This is a genomic window from Bacillus sp. FSL K6-4563 (assembly GCF_038630405.1).
Lineage (GTDB): Bacteria > Bacillota > Bacilli > Bacillales > Bacillaceae > Bacillus > Bacillus pumilus.
Genome location: NZ_CP152030.1, coordinates 2,508,060 through 2,525,039, shown reverse-complemented (window position 1 = coordinate 2,525,039; position 16,980 = coordinate 2,508,060). Strand labels below are relative to the sequence as shown.

At 41.9% G+C, this 16,980-nt stretch carries 15 protein-coding genes and 1 other annotated feature; of the genes, 14 read left to right on the top strand and 1 reads right to left on the bottom strand.

All coding sequences use genetic code 11. The features are described from left to right. The first annotated feature begins 5 nt into the window (after positions 1-5). From dltC to MHH54_RS12765, 3 genes are all read left to right on the top strand, one after another. Positions 6-242 carry a D-alanine--poly(phosphoribitol) ligase subunit 2 gene (gene dltC / locus MHH54_RS12775; RefSeq protein WP_003216498.1) on the top strand — a complete coding sequence of 79 codons (237 nt, stop codon included), beginning with the start codon at positions 6-8 and terminating at the stop codon, positions 240-242. Beyond that, a complete protein-coding gene (gene dltD / locus MHH54_RS12770) occupies positions 242-1,408 on the top strand; it encodes a D-alanyl-lipoteichoic acid biosynthesis protein DltD (RefSeq protein ID WP_137054891.1) in 1,167 nt (388 codons plus the stop codon). The genes dltC and dltD overlap by 1 nt, the downstream gene beginning before the upstream one ends. A gap of 95 nt (positions 1,409-1,503) precedes the next feature. After that, entirely contained in the window at positions 1,504-1,926 is a 423-nt protein-coding gene (locus MHH54_RS12765) for a YkvA family protein (RefSeq protein ID WP_034620597.1), read from the top strand. 83 nt (positions 1,927-2,009) lie between these two features. Here the strand turns inward: MHH54_RS12765 and MHH54_RS12760 are convergent, their stop codons facing one another. Next, entirely contained in the window at positions 2,010-3,053 is a 1,044-nt protein-coding gene (locus MHH54_RS12760; protein WP_003216692.1) for a lactonase family protein, read from the bottom strand. Between the two features lie 433 nt (positions 3,054-3,486). Between MHH54_RS12760 and ilvE the strand changes: the two genes are divergently transcribed. From ilvE to clpX, 11 genes are all read left to right on the top strand, one after another. Then, positions 3,487-4,401 carry a branched-chain-amino-acid transaminase gene (ilvE, locus tag MHH54_RS12755; protein WP_342500308.1) on the top strand — a complete coding sequence of 305 codons (915 nt, stop codon included), beginning with the start codon at positions 3,487-3,489 and terminating at the stop codon, positions 4,399-4,401. 8 nt (positions 4,402-4,409) lie between these two features. After that, positions 4,410-4,656: a binding site (T-box leader), on the top strand. Between the two features lie 121 nt (positions 4,657-4,777). Continuing rightward, complete coding sequence (gene ilvB / locus MHH54_RS12750; RefSeq protein ID WP_003216845.1) at positions 4,778-6,502, top strand: acetolactate synthase large subunit; 1,725 nt, start codon at positions 4,778-4,780, stop codon at positions 6,500-6,502. Next, complete coding sequence (gene ilvN / locus MHH54_RS12745) at positions 6,499-7,017, top strand: acetolactate synthase small subunit (RefSeq protein WP_003216637.1); 519 nt, start codon at positions 6,499-6,501, stop codon at positions 7,015-7,017. The genes ilvB and ilvN overlap by 4 nt, the downstream gene beginning before the upstream one ends. 18 nt (positions 7,018-7,035) lie before the next feature. Further along, on the top strand, positions 7,036-8,064 hold the full coding sequence (ilvC, locus tag MHH54_RS12740) for a ketol-acid reductoisomerase (protein WP_003216490.1): 1,029 nt from the start codon (positions 7,036-7,038) through the stop codon (positions 8,062-8,064). After that, positions 8,051-9,604 carry a 2-isopropylmalate synthase gene (locus tag MHH54_RS12735; RefSeq protein WP_342500307.1) on the top strand — a complete coding sequence of 518 codons (1,554 nt, stop codon included), beginning with the start codon at positions 8,051-8,053 and terminating at the stop codon, positions 9,602-9,604. Before ilvC ends, MHH54_RS12735 begins: the two co-directional genes overlap by 14 nt. A gap of 18 nt (positions 9,605-9,622) precedes the next feature. Continuing rightward, positions 9,623-10,720: a 3-isopropylmalate dehydrogenase gene (leuB, locus tag MHH54_RS12730; RefSeq protein ID WP_003216515.1), complete on the top strand. Its 1,098-nt coding sequence runs from the start codon at positions 9,623-9,625 to the stop codon at positions 10,718-10,720. A gap of 40 nt (positions 10,721-10,760) precedes the next feature. Then, on the top strand, positions 10,761-12,176 hold the full coding sequence (gene leuC, locus MHH54_RS12725) for a 3-isopropylmalate dehydratase large subunit (protein WP_339160311.1): 1,416 nt from the start codon (positions 10,761-10,763) through the stop codon (positions 12,174-12,176). Between the two features lie 13 nt (positions 12,177-12,189). Further along, complete coding sequence (gene leuD / locus MHH54_RS12720) at positions 12,190-12,789, top strand: 3-isopropylmalate dehydratase small subunit (RefSeq protein WP_003216415.1); 600 nt, start codon at positions 12,190-12,192, stop codon at positions 12,787-12,789. Between the two features lie 125 nt (positions 12,790-12,914). Next, positions 12,915-13,922: a DNA damage checkpoint antagonist DdcA gene (ddcA, locus tag MHH54_RS12715; protein WP_050943638.1), complete on the top strand. Its 1,008-nt coding sequence runs from the start codon at positions 12,915-12,917 to the stop codon at positions 13,920-13,922. A gap of 239 nt (positions 13,923-14,161) precedes the next feature. Continuing rightward, on the top strand, positions 14,162-15,436 hold the full coding sequence (gene tig, locus MHH54_RS12710; RefSeq protein ID WP_253622369.1) for a trigger factor: 1,275 nt from the start codon (positions 14,162-14,164) through the stop codon (positions 15,434-15,436). A 251-nt stretch (positions 15,437-15,687) separates the two neighbouring features. Next, positions 15,688-16,953: an ATP-dependent protease ATP-binding subunit ClpX gene (gene clpX, locus MHH54_RS12705; protein WP_003216176.1), complete on the top strand. Its 1,266-nt coding sequence runs from the start codon at positions 15,688-15,690 to the stop codon at positions 16,951-16,953. Positions 16,954-16,980: the final 27 nt, after the last annotated feature.

Below are 16,980 nucleotides of genomic sequence, written 5' to 3'. Positions count from 1 at the left end.
AAATTATGGAATTTAAAAATCAAGTATACGGTATTATTGCAGAGGTTTGTCAGGATGACGTTGTGAAAGAAAATCCAGAGATTGCAATTTTTGACGAAGGTCTTCTAGATTCATTTGGTACAGTAGAACTGCTTATGGCAATCGAAAGTCAACTTGGAATTACTGTTCCGATTACAGAGTTTGATCGTGATGTGTGGGATACACCGAATCACATTGCTGAGCAGCTGGCAGAGATGAAGTAATGAAAAAGCGTTTTTTTGGGCCGCTTATTTTAGCGGCTGTTCTATTCATTGGTGTTCTTCTTGTACCAAATGCATGGCTCTCACATCTGATCCCAAAAGACAAATTACAAAAGTCAGCCACAGAATTAGATCCGGGGATGTTCCAAGGGCTTTATTTACAAGACGAAATGCTAAAAGATCCAACTTATTTGCCGATCTATGGATCTTCTGAACTATCACGTTTTGATCCATATCACCCTTCGAATTTCTTTCATGAGAATCCTCAAGGGTTTACACCTTATCTTATTGGAAAAGGTGGATCGCAATCATTAATTCATGCGATGAACTTTGCAGCGCATATGGATGAATTAAAAGGGAAGAAGCTTGTGTTTATCGTGTCCCCGCAGTGGTTTGTGAAATGGGGATCTGACGAAAATCACTTTGCACCGAACTATTCAGCGCTTCAAGCACTGAATCTCGCTTATAATAAAGAAATTGATCCAGCTGTGAAAAAAGAACTGATCAAGAGAATCATGAAGTTTAAAGCAGTGAAGAACGACATGGTCATCACAGAGCTTTTTAAAGCAGAGCTTTCTGGGAACAAATTCGCTTATGGCGCGATTTCTCCTATTGCAAAAATGTATTATGGCATGCTTCAAAAGAAAGACATGTACTATACAATTGGATCGGGACATGAACGTAAGCTTCAACCGTCTCCATCAGTCAAAGGAAAAACATGGACTGAGCTTGAAAAAGAAGCAAGTGTCTTAGGTGCGGAAAAAGCAGGGAACAACCCGTTTTATATTAATCAAAAACTGTTTGACCGCAAGCTGAAACCGATCATGAAAAAGATGAAAGATTCCCGTGAAGGTCATTCTTATGCGGAATCACCAGAATACAAAGATTTTCAAATCATGCTGGATATTTTAAAACAGGCAGGGGCAAAGCCTTTGTTTGTGACGATTCCTGTTAACGGAAAATGGTATGATTATACCGGTTTTCCGAAAGAGGGACGTACAGAGTATTATGAGAAAATCAATCGTCAAATACGCGATAACGGGTATGAAGTCGCAGATTTGACTAAGCATGAGTACGATCCTTATTTCTTTAAAGATACGATTCATGTGTCTTATAAAGGATGGGTGTACATCGATAAGGCAATCGAAAAGTTTTACAAAGAGCAGTAGAATGCAGCAGCTTTCTGCTGCTTTTTGTTTGTCGAATTGGCGAATATCTTGTATAACGAAGGGAAAAGGTCTATGCTGTAAATGGAGGCGATATGATGAATCGTTCTGAGAAAAAAGAACTATTGAAGCGTTCAAAGAAGCATTTTAATGATCATGCCTTTTGGGAAAAGTTAAAAAAGACGGCACAAAAAGCTGGTGTCTCTCTTGTCTATGCTGTGCTATTACTTTACTATACATTGCAAAAACCTGAAGTACCTGTCAAAGCGAAGACCCTTATTATTGGGGCACTCGGATACTTTATCCTTCCAATTGACCTCATTCCCGATACATTGATTGGTGTAGGCTATACAGATGATTTAGGAGCGATCACATTTGCTCTGATTCAAGTAGCGGTCTACATTGATGATGATGTGAAAGGAAAAGCGCAGGACAGGCTGTCAAAATGGTTCGGTGAAAAAACCGATACGTCTCTGATTGATCAAAAGCTTGAAGATGGCGGGATGCCGTCTACACGCTGAAAAGAAGACAAAGGGCTAAAATCAAGATCATTTTAGCCCTTTGTCAACAATATGAAGCCTCCACAGTTGGAGGCTTTTTTTCATTATCCTAAAAATTTCACGCAAACTGGATGAGGGACTGAGATGTCTGATTGTAAGACAGTGAGTCGTCCTGTTTCTTTGTCGCGTTTGTATAACACTAGGTTGCTAGACTCTTGGTTTGAACCGACGAGGAATTCTTCAGTTGGATCAAGCACAAAGTCTCTAGGCCAGTTTCCTTCAGAAGAAGCAATCTCGACAAGACTTAATTGGCCGTCAGCGTCTGCTTTAAAAATCGCAATGCTGTCATGTCCGCGATTTCCTGCATAAACAAATTGGCCGTCTGAAGAGACGTGAATGGCACTGCCTTGATTGTTCTCTGTAAAGTCGCTTGGAATGGTTGCGATCGTTTGAATCTCTTCGAAATGACCATCTTCAAAGTAACGAAGCACAATCACCTCTGAGCTTAGCTCTGTCATCACATATGCCACAGGTTTCGTTGGATGGAATGTAATATGGCGAGGCCCGGTGCCTGGTTTTGTTTCAAATGTATGAGCAAGCTCAAGTTTGCCGTTTTCTTTCTTATACGTATAAATGCCATCTGTCCCAAGGTCAACAGCCACTGCAAATTGTTCATCTGGTGTCAGACCCATAAAGTGAGTGTGCGGTTTTTCCTGACGATCTTCGTTAGGGCCAGTTCCTTCATGCTGCGCCTGTGACAGCGTGCGAATCACTGAGCCATTTTCAGCATCGATTTCATACATCTCTGCTGTTCCTTTATGATAGTTTGCTGTAAAAGCTGTTTTTGTTTGACTGTCCACGCTGACGTGACAAGGAGAAGCGCCTTCGGCAAGTTCTTGGTTGATGAAACGAAGTGTGCCGGTTTCAGCATCGATTTGATAAGCAGCCACGCCGCCCTGTGATCCTTCTTTCACAACAGCATACACAAATTTTTGAGAATCTGAGACGGTTAAATATGTAGGATTTTCAAGTTCAGCAGCCACTTCTACTTGTTCGATCTGCTGCTTGTCCGTATTTAATGTAAAAGTATAAATGCCTTTACTGTCTCCCTTTGTATACGTTCCGATATAACCTCTGATGTTAGCCATGTATTGCCCTCCTTCTATAAGATGCTCTCATTCTATCATAAATTCATAGGAAAACGCTTTAGAAAGGCATACCGAAAGAAAATCAAAAGCGCTGGAATCTACCAGTCTTCATTCAAAACAATGTGAAAAAATATGACAAACGTTTTCTCAAATGAAAAGCGTTCAGGTAAAGTAAATCAATTGAAGAAAAAATACAAAAAATTTTAAGTTTTTTTCATTCCTTGTCTAGCAAAGGTGTAAGCGTATACATTTAATTTTGATTAGTCTAAATTGTCTAATAATTTTAAAAATGCTGTTGACACTGTATGGAAAGCGGCGTAAGATGGGTTCAACAAAAGCTAAACAAACACGCAGAGCAAGCGTGAGGCGCTTTAATATAAAGTGTCTGAAAATTCAACTACTTTTTGTTTGAAAGAGAGGGTGCTCACTGAAAATGGAAGACCAAAAGGAACAGTGGATCTTTTTAAACGATGAACTCGTGAAAAAAGAGGATGCGAAAATTTCAGTTTATGATCATGGCTTCTTATACGGTGACGGTGTGTTCGAAGGGATACGCGTGTATAACGGAAATATCTTTCGAATGAAAGAACATTTAGACCGCCTGTATGATTCCGCCAGATCGATTATGCTGAACATTCCATATTCACTTGAGGAACTCACGGAAAAAATGATTCATACAGTTGAAAGGAACGGACTGAAGGATGCCTATATCCGTCTTGTTGTCTCAAGAGGAGCTGGTGATCTTGGTTTAGATCCAAACAACTGCGGGAGAGCCAACACAGTGATCATTGTAGAGCCGCTGGCCATCTTTCCAAAGCACCTATATGAAACAGGTATTGATATTGTGACGGTACCGACGAGGCGAAATCGTCCCGATGTACTGAGTCCAAAAGTGAAATCATTAAATTATTTGAATAACATCCTTGTCCGAATCGAAGCCCATATGGCCGGTGTGAGTGAAGCACTGATGCTGAACGATCAAGGGTACGTGGCAGAAGGTTCTGCAGACAATGTGTTTATTTATAAAAAAGGTAAGCTCTATACACCGCCAGGTTATATCGGCGCTCTTGAAGGCATCACAAGAAATGCCATCATGGAGATTGCAGAAGACTTAGGCTATGAAGTGAAAGAAGAACCATTCACAAGGCACGATGTGTATACAGCAGAAGAAGTTTTTCTAACTGGAACAGCAGCCGAAGTGATTGCCGTTGTAAAGGTTGACGGCCGTACAATCGGTGAAGGGAAACCTGGGGTTCACACAAACAAACTTCTTGAACAATTCCGCAAGCGAGTCGTTGAAGAAGGAGAAAAAGTCGTTTTTACAGATAAAAACATTCACGCAAGCTAAATAGATATCGATAAACGTTGAAGAGGACTAGTAGTTTTAGAGTCAGTATCTACAGAGAGCCGGTGGTAGCTGGAAACCGGTGTTACTTTCTAAAGTGAACTCACCTCTGAGTGTCTGCTTGAAATGATAGTAGGGCAGACCGAGTGACATTGCTCACTCGTTACCAAAATGGATGAAAGATGTCCATGAGACGGCAGCAGATGTTGCCGTGAACAAGGGTGGTACCGCGAAAAACAAAGCTTTTTCGCCCCTTTGACCTAGTGAAAAGTAGTGTCATTGTGGGGTGAGAAGGCTTTTTTATATGGTTAAAATCTCGATCTTGAATAGAAAAGGGTGAAAAAACTTGACTGAAGCAAGACAAAGAGGAGGAAATCAAATGGGGACAAATGTACAAGTGGAGACGGAAACATCTAAAGCACCACAAACGATGAACGGTGCACTCATGCTAATTGAAGCACTCAAAAGAGAAAAAGTAGAAGTCATTTTCGGATATCCAGGCGGAGCGGTTTTACCGATCTACGATAAAATTTATGATTCTGGTTTATTTCATGTCCTGCCAAGGCATGAGCAGGGAGCGATTCATGCAGCAGAAGGATACGCTAGAGTATCTGGTAAACCGGGTGTTGTCATTGCTACATCAGGACCAGGAGCGACAAACCTAGTCACAGGAATTGCAGATGCGATGATTGATTCACTTCCTCTTGTTGTCTTCACAGGACAGGTGGCAACCTCAGTCATTGGATCAGACGCTTTCCAGGAAGCAGACGTGCTCGGCATCACAATGCCTATCACAAAGCACAGCTACCAGGTGAGAAATCCAGAGGAATTACCGGGCGTCATTAAAGAAGCGTTCCACATCGCAACGACAGGAAGACCTGGTCCAGTCTTGATTGATATTCCAAAAGATGTGGCAGGCATTGAAGGAACGTTTGAATACGATCAGCCAATTGATTTACCTGGTTATCAGCCAAAAGTAGAGCCAAACTATTTGCAAATTCGCAAATTAGTAGAAGCTGTCAGTAGAGCGAAGAAACCGGTCATTCTAGCAGGAGCTGGCGTTCTTCATGGCAAAGCATCTGAAGAGTTAAGGCAGTATGTAGAGCAGCAGCAAATTCCAGTCGCTCATACACTGCTAGGACTTGGCGGCTTCCCGGCAAAGCATCCTCTTTTCCTAGGGATGGCTGGTATGCATGGCACATATGCAGCGAACATGGCTCTTCATCAATGTGATTTGCTCATTTCAATTGGTGCGAGATTCGATGACAGGGTAACTGGCAATCTCAATCACTTTGCGAAACATGCGAAGGTAGCACATATCGATATCGACCCAGCAGAAATTGGCAAGAACATTCATACCCATATCCCGGTTGTTGGAGACAGTAAGCTAGTCCTTGAAGAGCTGATTAAGCAAGACGGGAAGCAAGGAGAGTCAGACGAATGGAAAAACCAACTAGATCAGTGGAAGGAAGAATATCCACTCTGGTACGTTGAAAACGAAGCAGAGGGCTTTAAACCTCAAAAGCTGATTGAATACATTCATCAATTCACAAAAGGTGAAGCCATTGTGGCAACTGATGTTGGACAGCATCAAATGTGGGCAGCGCAGTTCTATCCATTTGAAAATGCTGATAAGTGGGTCACATCTGGTGGCCTTGGTACAATGGGCTTCGGTTTACCGGCAGCCATCGGCGCTCAGCTGGCTGATCAAGAGGCAACGGTTGTGGCGATTTTAGGAGACGGAGGTTTCCAAATGACCTTGCAAGAACTTGCCGTTATCCGTGAGCTGAACCTTCCAGTGAAAGTGATTGTTCTAAATAATCACAGCCTTGGAATGGTAAGACAATGGCAAGAAATTTTCTACGAAGAACGCTACTCATATTCTAAATTTTCAGAGCAGCCAGACTTCGTTAAATTATCTGAAGCTTATGGCATTAAAGGAATCAGAATCTCAACAGACGAAGAGGCGAAAGAAAAGCTTGAAGAAGCGCTAACCTCTAGAGAGCCTGTTTTCATCGATGTCAATGTAGCGAGAGATGAAAAAGTATTCCCAATGGTAGCACCGGGGAAAGGACTTCATGAGATGGTGGGGGTGAAACCTTGAAAAGAATTATTGTGTTGACTGTATTAAATCGATCAGGCGTACTGAACCGAATCACTGGCCTTTTTACTAAACGACATTACAACATTGAAAGCATTACGGTCGGCCATTCTGAGATTCAAGATGTATCACGCATCACGTTCGTCGTCCATGTAGACCAAGAGAAAGACATCGAACAGCTAACAAAACAGCTGAACAAACAAATTGATGTTCTCAAAGTAACAGACATTACAAACCAATCAATCGTCCAGCGAGAGCTGGCTTTGATAAAAGTCGTTTCTGCACCAGCATCTAGAATGGAGATCACAGGGGTCATTGAACCATTTAGAGCTTCTATTGTAGATGTGAGCAGAGAGAGTGTCGTCATTCAGGTGACAGGTGAGTCTTCAAAAATTGAAGCACTCATTGAATTACTTAAGCCATACGGCATTAAAGAAGTCGCCAGAACTGGCACCACGGCCTTTGCGAGAGATAATCAGCAAAAGCCGCAACAAAATAAAACAATTTCAATTGTCTAAACAAAAGGAGAGAGTCAAATGGTAAAAGTATATTATAACGGTGATATTCAAGAAAACGTATTAAATGGTCAAAAGGTTGCCATCATTGGATATGGATCACAAGGTCATGCACATGCATTGAACTTAAAAGAAAGCGGCGTAGATGTCATCGTCGGCGTGAGAAAAGGCGGATCTTATACAAAAGCACAAGAAGACGGCCATCAAGTATTCACAGTAAAAGAAGCGGCAGCACAAGCAGACATCGTCATGGTACTACTTCCAGATGAGCAGCAAAAGAAAGTATATGACGAAGAAATCAAAGATCAATTAGAAGCAGGCAACTCACTTGTATTCGCACACGGATTCAACGTTCATTTCCATCAAATCGTTCCTCCAAGTGACGTAGATGTGTATCTTGTGGCTCCAAAAGGTCCAGGACATCTTGTGAGAAGAACATATGAGCAAGGCGCTGGTGTACCTGCACTATTTGCCATCTATCAAGATGTATCTGGTCAAGCGAAAGATAAAGCACTTGCTTATGCAAAAGCAATTGGTGGAGCAAGAGCGGGCGTTCTTGAAACAACATTTAAAGAAGAAACGGAAACGGATCTATTCGGTGAGCAAGCAGTCCTTTGCGGGGGTCTTACTTCACTAGTAAAAGCAGGATTTGAAACATTAACAGAAGCTGGTTATCAGCCAGAGCTTGCATACTTCGAGTGTCTACATGAACTGAAACTGATCGTTGACCTTATGTACGAAGAAGGATTAGAAGGCATGAGATATTCAATCTCTGATACAGCACAATGGGGTGACTTCGTATCAGGACCACGAGTTGTGGATGCAAACGTAAAAGAATCGATGAAAGCCGTCTTGACTGATATCCAAAACGGAACATTTGCAAAAGAATGGATTGTTGAAAACCAAGTGAATCGTCCACGTTTCAATGCGATCAATGCTAATGAAAATGAGCACCAAATTGAAATCGTTGGAAGAAAGCTTCGTGAAATGATGCCTTTCGTCAAACAAGGAAAGAAAAAGGAAGCGGTGAGCGTCGGTGCGGAAAATTAATTTTTTTGACACAACACTTCGAGATGGAGAGCAATCACCAGGAGTGAACTTAAATGCACAAGAAAAGCTAATCATTGCAAAGCAGCTTGAGCGCCTTGGGGTTAATATCATTGAAGCGGGTTTTCCCGCTTCATCCCGAGGGGATTTCTTAGGCGTACAAGAAATTGCTAGAACGATCAAAAATTGTTCAGTTGCTGGTCTTGCGAGATGTGTAAAAGGTGACATTGATGCTGCATGGGAAGCGTTAAAAGATGGAGTGGAACCAAGAATTCATATCTTTATCGCTACTTCTGATATTCACTTGGAGCATAAACTAAAGAAAACACGTGAAGAGGTCGTAGAACAGGCTGTCTCCATGGTGAAATACGCGAAGGAACGTTTTCCAGTTGTCCAGTGGTCAGCAGAAGATGCATGTCGTACAGATCTTGCTTTCTTAGCAGAAATTGTAGAGAAGGTCATTGACGCTGGAGCGAGTGTCATTAACTTGCCAGATACAGTTGGATACTTAGCGCCAAAAGAGTATGGCAATATCTTTAAATATATGAAGGAACATGTTCCAAATATCGACCGCGTCAACTTGTCTGCTCACTGTCATGATGATCTAGGGATGGCTGTAGCAAACTCACTTGCAGCCATTGAAAATGGAGCAAATCAAATTGAAACGGCTGTTAACGGAATTGGAGAACGTGCAGGAAATGCCGCTTTAGAAGAAATTGCAGTCGCTCTTCATATTCGAAAAGACTTCTACCAGGTCGAATCAACGATTCAATTGAATGAAATTAAGCGTACAAGTGATGTAGTGAGCAAATACTCAGGAATGATTGTACCGCGCAATAAAGCTGTCGTTGGTAACAACGCTTTTGCACATGAATCAGGTATTCACCAAGATGGTTTCCTCAAAGAAAAAACAACCTATGAAATCATATCTCCAGAGCTTGTCGGTGTGACAACAGATGTACTTGTCCTTGGGAAACACTCCGGAAGACATGCGTTTAAAGACCGCATGAAAACGTTAGGTTTTAAACTAACAGAACAAGAAATCAATAAGTTCTTCGAAACCTTCAAGAACTTGACGGAGAAGAAAAAAGAAATTACAGATGATGATTTGATTTCTATTATATTGGAAGAAAAAGTAGCAGACCGAAAAATTGGCTACGAATTTGAAAGTCTTCAAGTGCATTATGGAACAGAACAGATGCCGACAGCAACGGTCTCTCTGAAAAATCAAGAAACGCAAGAAGTTATTCAAGAAGCAGCTACAGGCGCAGGCAGTGTAGAAGCTGTGTACAACACACTGGAGCGCTGTATGGAGGAAAGAATTCATTTGCTAGACTACCGTATTCAATCAAATGGAAAAGGCAGAGATGCACTAGCGGAAGTATATGTCAATGTTTCAATAGAAGGAAAAGAAACAGCAGGACGCGGTGTAGCGCAAGATGTGCTGGAAGCATCGGCGAAAGCCTACGTCAATGCAGTAAACAGGCATTTAATCTTTAAATCAAATCTCATTGAAATTGAGAAACATCACGCGATCTCATAGGAAAGGAGGTAGGTCCTCATGAAAAAGAAAATTGCACTTTTGCCCGGCGATGGAATCGGACCGGAAGTTGTGACATCAGCGGTCGCTGTCCTCAAAGAGACAGCGGCTCAATTTAGGCACGAATTCGAATTCGAAACGGCGCTCATTGGCGGTATCGCAATAGATGAAAAAAATAATCCGCTCCCAAAAGAAACGGTTGATGTATGCAAGAGCGCTGATGCGATTTTATTAGGAGCAGTCGGCGGACCCAAATGGGATCAAAATCCACCAGAGCTTCGTCCGGAAAAAGGCTTACTCGCCATTCGTAAACAATTGGACTTATTTGCTAATATTCGTCCTGTCAAAGTGTTCGATAGCTTAAGCGAGGCGTCACCGTTAAAACAGGATCACATTAACGGAGTCGATTTTGTCATCGTTCGTGAATTAACAGGTGGTCTCTATTTTGGTGAACCAAGCGAGCGCTATACAGATGAAGAAGGAAAAGAAGCTGCGGTTGATACGCTTCTTTATACAAAGGAAGAGATTGTCCGTGTACTAAAAGAAGCATTCGACATGGCGTTAACGAGACGGAAAAAAGTAACGTCTGTGGATAAAGCGAATGTTCTGGCTTCTAGTAAACTATGGCGGGATGCGGTAGAAGAAGTGGCTTCTCAATATCCAGACGTTGAATTTGAGCACATGCTCGTTGATAATGCCGCCATGCAGCTGATTTATAAGCCTGCACAATTTGATGTCATTGTGACAGAGAATATGTTTGGTGACATCTTAAGTGACGAGGCTTCAATGATTACTGGATCACTCGGTATGCTGCCATCTGCTAGTCTATCAAGCACCGGCCTTCATTTATATGAGCCGATTCATGGATCAGCACCCGATATTGCGGGGCAAAACGTCGCAAACCCTCTGGCAACTATTTTGTCGGCAGCAAGCTTGCTTAGAACATCCTTTGCATTAGAAGATGAAGCGGCTGCCATAGAAGAAGCTGTGGAAGCTGTTCTTGCCTCTGGCAAAAGAACAAAGGATTTATCGGCAAAAGAGGGAACGTATCAAACAACTGAAGACATCACTCATGCAGTTGTAGACGCACTCAAGCAGCGCGCGAAAACAATTGTATAAATAGAATCTTGTGGAATTAGGTAGAGGGAGGAAAAGGGTTATGCCTCGAACAATCATCGAAAAAATATGGGATCAGCACGTTGTCAAAAGCGGCGAGGGGAAACCAGACCTTTTATATATTGATCTGCACTTGGTGCATGAAGTGACATCGCCTCAAGCGTTTGAAGGATTAAGACAAAAAGGGCGCAAGGTGAGAAGACCTCAAAATACGTTTGCGACGATGGATCACAACATCCCGACTGTGAATCGATTTGTGATCAAAGATGAGGTTGCTAAAAAACAAGTGAGTGCTCTAGAGCGCAACTGTGCTGAATTTGGTGTCCGTCTAGCTGACCTTCACAGTGTAGACCAAGGAATCGTCCATGTCGTTGGACCAGAGCTTGGTTTGACACTTCCGGGAAAAACAATCGTTTGCGGAGATAGTCATACATCCACTCATGGCGCATTTGGCGCACTTGCTTTTGGCATTGGTACAAGTGAGGTTGAACATGTACTATCCACACAAACACTTTGGCAGCAGCGTCCGAAAACATTAGAAATTAGAGTAGACGGAAAGCTGCAAAAAGGGGTAACGGCCAAAGATGTCATTTTAGCAGTCATTGGCGCGCATGGCGTGAAGTTCGGATCAGGTTATGTCATTGAATACACTGGGGAAGTATTCAGAAACATGACGATGGATGAACGTATGACCGTTTGTAATATGTCGATTGAAGCAGGCGCAAGAGCAGGGTTGATTGCACCTGATGAAGTCACCTTTGAATATTGCCGTGGCCGCAAATATGCACCGCAGGGAGAAGACTTCGAAGCAGCGATTAAAGAATGGGAAGAACTTAAAACAGATCCGGGTGCAACCTATGATAAAACGATTGTTTTAGATGGGAATGAGATTTCACCAATGGTCACATGGGGAATTAACCCAGGAATGGTGCTGCCTGTAGATGCATCCATCCCAGGACCTGAAGATTTTGCGCAAGAGGATGACCAAAAGGAAGCGGTCCGTGCGTACGAATACATGGGTGTTCATCCGCATCAGCGTATTGAAGATATTACGATTGAGCATGTGTTTATTGGCTCATGTACGAACTCAAGAATGACTGATTTACGCCAAGCAGCTTCTATGATAGAAGGACAAAAGGTAGCTGATCATGTCAGAGCGATTGTCGTGCCTGGCTCTCAAAGCGTCAAATTGCAAGCAGAAGAAGAAGGTCTTCATGAAATCTTCCTTGAAGCAGGATTTGAATGGAGAGAATCTGGCTGCAGTATGTGTCTAAGCATGAATAACGATGTGGTACCAGAAGGTGAACGCTGCGCATCCACATCAAACCGTAACTTTGAGGGTCGTCAAGGAAAAGGTGCGAGAACGCATCTTGTCAGCCCGGCAATGGCCGCAATGGCTGCAATACATGGCCGATTTGTCGATGTCAGGAAGTTTAATCAAGAGAAAACAGTCGTGTAAGGAGTTGTCATAGATGGAGCCTTTAGTCACACACAAAGGAAAAGCCGCTGTGCTTAACCGTATCAACGTAGATACAGATCAAATTATTCCGAAGCAATTTTTGAAGAGAATTGAACGAACAGGATATGGTCGGTTTGCCTTTTTCGACTGGCGGTATTTAGCCGATGGCAGCCCAAATCCTGATTTCGAACTGAATCAGCCGATTTATGAAGGTTCATCCATTTTGATCGCAGGAGAAAACTTTGGCTGCGGATCATCAAGGGAACATGCTCCTTGGGCACTTGATGATTATGGTTTCAAAATTGTCATCGCACCATCATTCGCAGATATTTTTCACCAAAACTGTTTTAAAAATGGGATGCTTCCGATTCGTCTTGATTATGATGTGTGGAAAACATTCGCTGCGTCATATGAGAACAAAGGGTATGAGATGACGGTTGATCTTGAAAAACAGCAAATAGAAGATCACGAAGGGAATATCACTCCTTTTGATGTGGATCCTCACTGGAGAGAAATGCTCCTGAATGGCTATGATGAAATCTCATTAACTTTACTACTAGAAGATGACATTCAAGCATTTGAAGATAAGCGCAGCAGCTGGCTGCGTGCGTAAACAACAAGAAGCCGTCCGCCCGAGGTGTGACGGCTTCTTTTTTGCATGAAAACCTCTCGTTACTTGTGTTTACTAACCTTCGTTGGTAAACTGATAAAAAATATGCGCCCGAAAGGAACGTAAGCATGAAACATGACAAGAAGAAAGATAATGTCATTTTGTTTCCTGGTCTGAAAGAAAGACTGATTGAAAAAGGAATGGCAGCATTAAAAGATAAACAGTATCAAGAGGCACTTCACTTGTTTTCAGAAGCAAAATCTTATGATGACGATGAAGAATCCGATATTCATCTCGGTATGGCGATTTGTTTTCTGGAGCTGGGCGAGCTGCAGGATGCAAAGCGTGTGTGTGAAAAGATGCTGCATGAAGGATATGGTCATTACTTCACCGTGCTTCAAGTGTATATGACAATATTAATTCAGCTGAAAGAATATGAAGAAGTGAAGCAGACAATTGAAGCAGTACTTGAGGAAAACCACCTTCCAGCAGAAAGCGCGGAGCATTTTTACAAGCTGCTCGAATTTAGTAGAAAAATGATCGAATCGCCTGAACAGATTTTAGATGAAGATGAAGAGGACGGCAGTGAAATCAATATAGATGATCTGCTCGAGCGTCCAGAGGAGCAGGTGCAGTTCATCCATTCGCTGAAAGACCGAAACATCACGCCGCACATGGGTCTATTAAATACGATCCTACAAAAGCCTGATGGAAACCCTTTGGTCAAATCATTGATTCTGCAGCTTCTGTCAGATCATGATGTGGCAAAGCCGGTTCATGTGACGAAGTTCGGTGATTCTTTAACGCTTGTTCCTTCTGAGGCTGTTAAACCAGAGCAAATGCCGCTGCTTCAGCAAGTCCTTCGAAAGCTCGATGATACACTCGGCAATGAGAACCCAACCCTTTATCAAGGCGTGGAAGAGTTATGGCGCCGGCACTTATTTGTCCTATATCCATTTCTTCCTAAATACACAGATCCGAATCTTTGGGCAGCAGCACTTCATAAAGTCGGCTATGAAATGCATGGGATCGAGATTGACCTCGAAGAATTGCATCTATTGTATGAATTTGATGAACGAGAGCTGAGAGAAGCTTGCACAATGCTGAAAGATATTGAAGAAATTTCTTATTTGTAATTTGTCGATTTAGTTGAAAGACGGACTTGTTATGTTATAATATAATGGTTGTATTTGTGCATATATCGTGCAGTTGTCGATTCCAATGGTTGAAAGACGATATGTATAATCAAGTCAAATGTTGTATACATAATACCGCTTCTTTAGCGGCGTGCGTGGTTTTTAATTGGACGAAGTCTTTATGATGCTTTAGAATGTAACAACGCACAATCTGAATAGATTTTTGGAGGGAAACACACATGTCAGTAAAATGGGAAAAACAAGAAGGTAACGAAGGCATCTTAACGGTAGAAGTTGATGCTGAAACATTTAACAAAGCACTTGATGATGCGTTTAAGAAAGTTGTTAAGCAAGTATCGATCCCTGGATTCCGTAAAGGGAAAGTACCACGTGGTCTTTTCGAACAGCGTTTTGGTGTAGAATCTCTTTATCAAGATGCATTAGATATTCTTCTTCCAGTTGAGTATCCAAAAGCAATCGACGAAGCTGGTATCGAGCCAGTTGACCGCCCTGAAATCGATGTTGAGAAAATCGAAAAAGGCGAAAGCTTAATCTTCACTGCAAAAGTAACAGTGAAGCCTGAAGTGAAACTTGGTGACTACAAAGGTCTTAACGTAGAAAAAGACGACGCTACTGTCACTGATGAAGATGTACAAGAAGAGTTAAAAGGCATGCAAAACCGTCAAGCTGAGCTTGTTATCAAAGAAGAAGGCGCAATCGAAAACGGCGATACAGTTGTTCTTGATTTCGAAGGATTCGTTGATGGAGAAGCATTCGAAGGCGGAAAAGCTGAGAACTACTCTCTTGAAGTAGGGTCTAATTCATTCATCCCTGGTTTTGAAGAGCAGTTAGTTGGTCTTGAAACTGGAGCTGAAAAAGACGTAGAAGTCACTTTCCCAGAAGAATACCATGCTGAAGACCTTGCAGGTAAACCAGCTGTATTCAAAGTGAAAATTCACGAAATCAAAGCAAAAGAACTTCCAGCACTTGACGATGAGTTCGCGAAAGATGTTGACGAAGAAGTAGAAACTCTTGCTGAACTAACTGAAAAAACAAAGAAACGTCTTGAAGAAGCGAAAGAAAACGAAGCAGAAGGTAAACTTCGTGAAGAGCTAGTTGAGAAAGCTTCTGAAAATGCGGAAGTTGACATCCCACAAGCGATGGTTGACACAGAGCTAGACCGTATGATGAAAGAATTCGAACAACGCCTTCAAATGCAAGGAATGAACCTTGAGCTTTACTTCCAATTCTCAGGACAAGATGAAAATGCGCTGAAAGAGCAAATGAAAGAAGATGCTGCTAAACGCGTAAAATCTAACCTAACACTTGAAGCAATTGCTGCTGCAGAAAACTTACAAGTGTCTGATGAAGAAGTAGAAGAAGAGCTTTCAAAAATGGCTGAAGCATACAACATGCCAATTGAAAATATTAAACAAGCGATCGGATCTACTGACGCAATGAAAGAAGATCTAAAAGTTCGTAAAGCAATTGATTTTCTTGTAGAAAACCGTTAATATGGTGCATAATAATAAAACAGGGCGCGAGTGACTCGTGCCTTGTTTTGTACAATTTTTGACTTATCATCGCTTCTTTTGGAAACGATAGTGTAAGTCGCATCTTTCTGTTATACATATCTCGATGTGCAGTGTTAGAAACACATCATTACCGTCTTTTAGGAAAGTATGGTAAAATGCATACATACTGGACCCAGAAAGGTAGCTGACTGTTAGCTACAGGCAAGTGAAGAAGAATAAGGGGTGAAAGAATGTTTAAATTCAACGAGGAAAAAGGTCAATTAAAATGCTCGTTTTGCGGAAAAACGCAAGATCAAGTGCGTAAACTGGTCGCAGGACCTGGCGTATATATATGTGATGAATGTATCGAGCTTTGCACGGAAATAGTTGAAGAAGAGCTCGGCACTGAGGAAGAAGTTGAATTCAAGGATGTTCCGAAGCCTCATGAAATTCGGGAGATTCTTGATGAATATGTCATCGGCCAAGAAAATGCGAAGAAATCCTTAGCTGTAGCGGTTTATAATCACTACAAACGGATCAATTCCAACAGCAAAATTGATGATGTTGAGCTTTCGAAAAGTAATATCTCTATGATTGGGCCAACAGGAAGCGGTAAAACATTACTTGCTCAAACGCTTGCTCGTATTTTAAATGTGCCATTTGCGATTGCAGATGCAACATCTTTAACTGAAGCAGGTTATGTTGGTGAAGACGTAGAGAATATTTTACTAAAGCTGATCCAAGCAGCCGATTATGATGTAGAAAAAGCAGAAAAAGGTATTATCTACATTGATGAAATCGATAAAGTAGCAAGAAAATCAGAAAACCCTTCTATCACTCGTGATGTATCTGGGGAAGGTGTTCAGCAAGCACTATTGAAAATTCTTGAAGGAACTGTCGCTAGTGTACCGCCTCAAGGTGGACGTAAGCATCCTCATCAAGAATTCATTCAAATCGATACAACAAATATCCTCTTTATTTGTGGTGGAGCCTTTGACGGCATTGAGCAAATCATCAAACGCCGCTTAGGTCAAAAAGTCATTGGATTCGGTGCGGAAAATAAAATCGAAGATCTTGAAAAAGAAGTTCTTTTATCAAAAGTACTCCCAGAAGACTTGCTTCGCTTCGGTTTAATCCCAGAATTCATCGGCCGTCTACCGGTTATTGCAAGCCTAGAGCCGTTAGATGAAAAAGCACTTGTAGAGATCTTGACGAAGCCTAAAAATGCACTCGTTAAGCAGTATACAAAAATGCTTGAGCTTGATGATGTAGAGCTAGAATTTGAAGAAGATGCTCTTAGCGAAATTGCGAAAAAAGCAATTGAGCGTAAAACAGGAGCTCGTGGTCTACGTTCAATCATTGAAGGCATCATGCTTGATGTGATGTTTGACCTTCCATCACGTGATGATATTGAAAAATGTGTAATCACTGGTGCAACAGTTGCTGATGGCGTGTCGCCGCGTCTTGTGTTAAAGGACGGCACAGTCGTTAATAAAGATACGAAAACATCTGCATAAGAGTAGTCTCACTCCTGAATCCTTTTG

Excerpts from the sequence above, each read along its gene's own strand:
- dltC (WP_003216498.1), top strand. The coding sequence starts at position 6 with ATGGAATTTAAAAATCAAGTATACGGTATTATTGCAGAGGTTTGTCAG.
- dltD (WP_137054891.1), top strand. The coding sequence starts at position 242 with ATGAAAAAGCGTTTTTTTGGGCCGCTTATTTTAGCGGCTGTTCTATTC.
- MHH54_RS12765 (WP_034620597.1), top strand. The coding sequence starts at position 1,504 with ATGAATCGTTCTGAGAAAAAAGAACTATTGAAGCGTTCAAAGAAGCAT.
- MHH54_RS12760 (WP_003216692.1), bottom strand. The coding sequence starts at position 3,053 with ATGGCTAACATCAGAGGTTATATCGGAACGTATACAAAGGGAGACAGT.
- ilvE (WP_342500308.1), top strand. The coding sequence starts at position 3,487 with ATGGAAGACCAAAAGGAACAGTGGATCTTTTTAAACGATGAACTCGTG.
- ilvB (WP_003216845.1), top strand. The coding sequence starts at position 4,778 with ATGGGGACAAATGTACAAGTGGAGACGGAAACATCTAAAGCACCACAA.
- ilvC (WP_003216490.1), top strand. The coding sequence starts at position 7,036 with ATGGTAAAAGTATATTATAACGGTGATATTCAAGAAAACGTATTAAAT.
- leuB (WP_003216515.1), top strand. The coding sequence starts at position 9,623 with ATGAAAAAGAAAATTGCACTTTTGCCCGGCGATGGAATCGGACCGGAA.
- leuC (WP_339160311.1), top strand. The coding sequence starts at position 10,761 with ATGCCTCGAACAATCATCGAAAAAATATGGGATCAGCACGTTGTCAAA.
- leuD (WP_003216415.1), top strand. The coding sequence starts at position 12,190 with ATGGAGCCTTTAGTCACACACAAAGGAAAAGCCGCTGTGCTTAACCGT.
- ddcA (WP_050943638.1), top strand. The coding sequence starts at position 12,915 with ATGAAACATGACAAGAAGAAAGATAATGTCATTTTGTTTCCTGGTCTG.
- tig (WP_253622369.1), top strand. The coding sequence starts at position 14,162 with ATGTCAGTAAAATGGGAAAAACAAGAAGGTAACGAAGGCATCTTAACG.
- clpX (WP_003216176.1), top strand. The coding sequence starts at position 15,688 with ATGTTTAAATTCAACGAGGAAAAAGGTCAATTAAAATGCTCGTTTTGC.